This window comes from Rhizorhabdus argentea (assembly GCF_037861105.1).
Taxonomy (GTDB): Bacteria; Pseudomonadota; Alphaproteobacteria; order Sphingomonadales; family Sphingomonadaceae; genus Rhizorhabdus; species Rhizorhabdus argentea.
Map to the genome: position 1 here is coordinate 1 of NZ_JBANFK010000049.1, position 3,768 is coordinate 3,768.

General features: G+C 66.6%; 3 protein-coding genes. All 3 read left to right on the top strand.

The window, feature by feature from the left end; translation table 11 throughout:
- Window positions 1-1,166, top strand: a 1,166-nt coding sequence (locus AAC645_RS20240) for an acyl-CoA dehydrogenase family protein (protein ID WP_422785868.1), incomplete at its 5' end; no start/stop codon positions are given.
- Window positions 1,167-1,180: 14 nt separating this feature from the next.
- Complete coding sequence (locus tag AAC645_RS20245) at window positions 1,181-2,620, top strand: 3-hydroxy-3-methylglutaryl CoA synthase (protein WP_340318384.1); 1,440 nt, start codon at window positions 1,181-1,183, stop codon at window positions 2,618-2,620.
- A 12-nt stretch (window positions 2,621-2,632) separates the two neighbouring features.
- Window positions 2,633-3,768 (top strand): acetyl-CoA acetyltransferase (locus AAC645_RS20250; protein ID WP_340318385.1); only part of this gene is annotated, 1,136 nt, incomplete at its 3' end.

Here is a 3,768-nt window from a genome sequence, read left to right on the forward strand (position 1 = left end):
TGGAAATCCAGTTTTCTGAAGAGCAGGAAGCCATCCGTGATGGCGTGAAGCGTGTTTGCGACCAGTTTGGTGACGAATATTGGTCTGCGTGCGACACGGAGAAGAAGTTTCCGTTCGAGTTTCACAAGGCGATGGCGGATGCGGGTTGGCTTGGGATCACGATGCCGGAGGAGGCGGGAGGGTCGAACCTTGGGGTTACCGAGGCGGCGATCATGATGCACGAGGTTTCGGCGAGTGCGGGGGGTTATTCGGCGGCGAGCGCGCTGCATCTCAATCTGTTCGGGCCGCATTCGGTGGTGGTGAACGGCACGCCCGAGCAGAAGGAGCGGATGCTGAAGCCGCTGGTTGCGGGGACCGACCGGGCCTGTTTCGGGGTGACCGAGCCGGATGCGGGGCTCGACACGACCAGCATCACGACCTTTGCGACCAAGGTGGACGGCGGCTACCGGGTGACGGGGCGCAAGATCTGGACGTCGACGGGCCAGGTTGCCAACAAGATCCTGCTGCTCACCCGCACCACGGCCAAGGATCAGTGCCGCAAGCCGACCGACGGGATGACGCTGTTCTACACCGATCTCGACCATGACCAGATCGAGGTGCGGCGGATCCCGAAGATGGGCCGCAACGCGGTCGATTCGAACACGACCTTCATCGACGATTATTTCATTCCCGATGCCGACCGCATCGGCGAGGAGGGGCGGGGCTTCCACTATATCCTGCACAGCCTCAACCCGGAGCGGATCCTGGTGGGGATCGAGGCGGTGGGGCTGGGCCGCGGCGCGCTGGCGCGGGCGGCGCAATATGCGCGCGAGCGCAAGGTGTTCGGCCGCTTCATCGGCGAGAACCAGGGCATCCAGCATCCGCTGGCGGAGAACTGGGCCTATCTGGAGAGCGCCTATTGGATGATCATGCGGGCGGCCTATCTCTACGATCAGGGCCTGCCGTGCGGGGCGGAGGCCAATGCCGGCAAGTTCCTGGGCGGTCGGGCGGCGTTCGAGGCGTGCACGCGCGCGGTGATGACCCATGGCGGGATGGGCTATTCGACCGAATATCAGGTCGAGCGGCTGTTCCGCGAGTCGATCCTGCTGCGGATCGCGCCGATCACCGAGCAGCTGATCCTGAGCTTCATCGCCGAGCGCGTGCTCGATCTTCCGAAATCCTACTGAGGGGCAGATAGCATATGACTGCGTTGGGAATTACCGCGTACGGCGCTTATGTTCCTCGGCTGCGCATCGACCGGGCGCATATCGCGACGGCGCACAAATGGGCGGTGCCCGGGCTGCGCGGGCAGGCCAAGGGCAGCCGCGCGTTCACCAGCTGGGACGAGGACGCGATCACGATGGCGGTCGAGGCGGCGCGCGATGCGCTGGGTTCGGGCGCTGCGGGCGCGATCGACGCGGTGCGGCTCGCCTCGAGCAACCTGCCTTATGCCGATCTGCAGAATGCGGTGGTGGTGGCGCGGGCGATCGGCGCGCGCGGCGATGTCGCGACGAGCGATGCGGCGGGATCGCAGCGTGCGGGCACCTCGGCGCTGCTGCAGGCGCTCAGGGGCAGCGAGACCGCGCTGGTGATCGGCTCGGACAATCCGTTCGGCAAGCCGGCGAGCACGCAGGAGCTGAGCTTCGGCGCGGGGGCTGCGGCGTTCGTGGTGGGCAGCGACAAGGTGATCGCGCGGCTGGTCGGGGCGGCCACGGTGGCCTCGGCGTTCGTCGACCATTTCCGCGCCGCCGATGCCGGGACCGATTATAACTGGGAAGAGCGCTGGGTGCGCGACGAGGGCTATGGCAAGATCGCGCCGGCGGCGATCAAGGCCGCGCTGGCCGATGCGCAGCTTGCGATCGGCGACATCCAGCACTTCGTGATGCCGTCCTACCTGAAGGGTGCTGCCGACGCGGTGGCCAAGAAGGTGAAGTTCGAGGGCAAGGTCGCCGGCGGGCTCGACGACGGGATCGGCTATGCCGGGACGGCGCATGCGCTGCTGATGCTGGCGGCGACGCTGGAGACGGCGGCGCCGGGCGAGCGCATCCTGCTGGTCGGCTTCGGGCAGGGTGCCGATGCGCTGATCTTCCAGGCGACCGACGCGATCGCCGCTGCGAAGCCCGCGCGCGGGGTGTCGACGGCGATCGCCGATGCGATCCCGACCGACAGCTATCTGCGGATGCTGAGCTTCTACCAGGGCATCGACATGGAGTGGGGGATGCGCTCGGAGAAGAGCGCCAAGACCGCGCTGACCGAGCAATATCGCTCGGCCGGCCAGTTGGAGGCGTTCAATGCGGGCAAGTGCGGCGCGTGCGCGACGGTGCAGTTCCCGCAGCTGCAATATTGCGTGAAGTGCCATGCGCCCAGCGAGCAGTTCGAGCAGGTCTCGCTGCGCGACGAGCCGTGCACGGTGCTGACCTCGACCGCCGACTGGCTGTCCTATCATCCGGCGCCGCCGCTCTATGTCGGCTTCGTGCAGTTCGACAACGGCGCGCGCATGCTGATGGAGATGGTCGATATCGGACCGCAGGGCCTCGACACCGGCACGCCGCTGCGGATGGTGTACCGGATCAAGGAGAAGGACCGGCAGCGCGGTTATAGCCGGTATTTCTGGAAATCCACGCCGCTGTCGGCAGCCTGAGGAGCATAGAGCATGGCAACAGGAATCAAGGACAAGGTCGCGATCCTCGGCATGGGCTGTTCCAAGTTCGGCGAGCGGTGGGATGCCGGCTCGCCCGAGCTGATGAAGGAATCCTTCGAGGAGGCGCTGGCCGACGCGGGGATCGAGCGCAAGCAGATCGAGGCGGCGTGGTTCGGCTGCTGGGGCGACAGCATCAATGTCGGCAACTCGTCGATCCCGGCGGCGATGGCGCTGCGGCTCGAGGGCATCCCGGTCAGCCGGGTGGAGAATATGTGCGCGACCGGCACCGAGGCGCTGCGCGGCGCGGTCTATGCGGTGGCCAGCGGCGCGGTCGACATCGCGCTGGCGATCGGCTCGGAGAAGCTCAAGGACACCGGCTTTGGCGGGCTGCCGCCACCGTTCAAGGGCACGTTCAACGACATGTGGTTGCCGATGAGCTCGGCGCCGGCCGGCTTTGCCCAGATGGCCCCCTATTATCGCGCGAAATACGGCACCTCCAAGGAGGACATGAAGCGCGCGATCAGCCATGTCTCGTGGAAGAGCCACCAGAACGGCGTGCACAGCCCGAAGGCGCACTTCCAGAAGGCGGTGTCGATGGAAACGATCATGAACGCGCCGATGATCTCGGATCCGCTCGGGCTGTTCGACTGCTCGGGCGTGTCCGACGGCTCGGCCTGCGCGATCGTGACCACGCCGGAGATCGCCAGGGCGCTCGGCAAGAAGGACCTGGTGACGATCAAGGCGCTGCAGCTCTCGACCAGCTCGGGCCGCGAGACGCAGACCACCGAATGGGACGGCAGCTATGTCGCCACCACCCGCAACGCGGCCGCGCGCGCCTATAAGGAGGCCGGCATCACCGACCCCAAGACCCAGGTGTCGCTGTCCGAGGTCCATGACTGCTTCTCGATCACCGAACTGGTGACGATGGAGGATCTCGGCTTCTCCGACGACGGCCGCGCGGTGTTCGACATCCTCGACGGCCGCTACGACCGCGACGGCGCGATGCCGTGCCAGATCGACGGCGGCCTGAAATGCTTCGGCCATCCGATCGGCGCCTCCGGCCTGCGCATGGCCTATGAGGTCTATAGCCAACTGCTCGGACGCGCCGACGCACGGCAACTGGCGAGCCCCTCCATCGGGCTCACCCA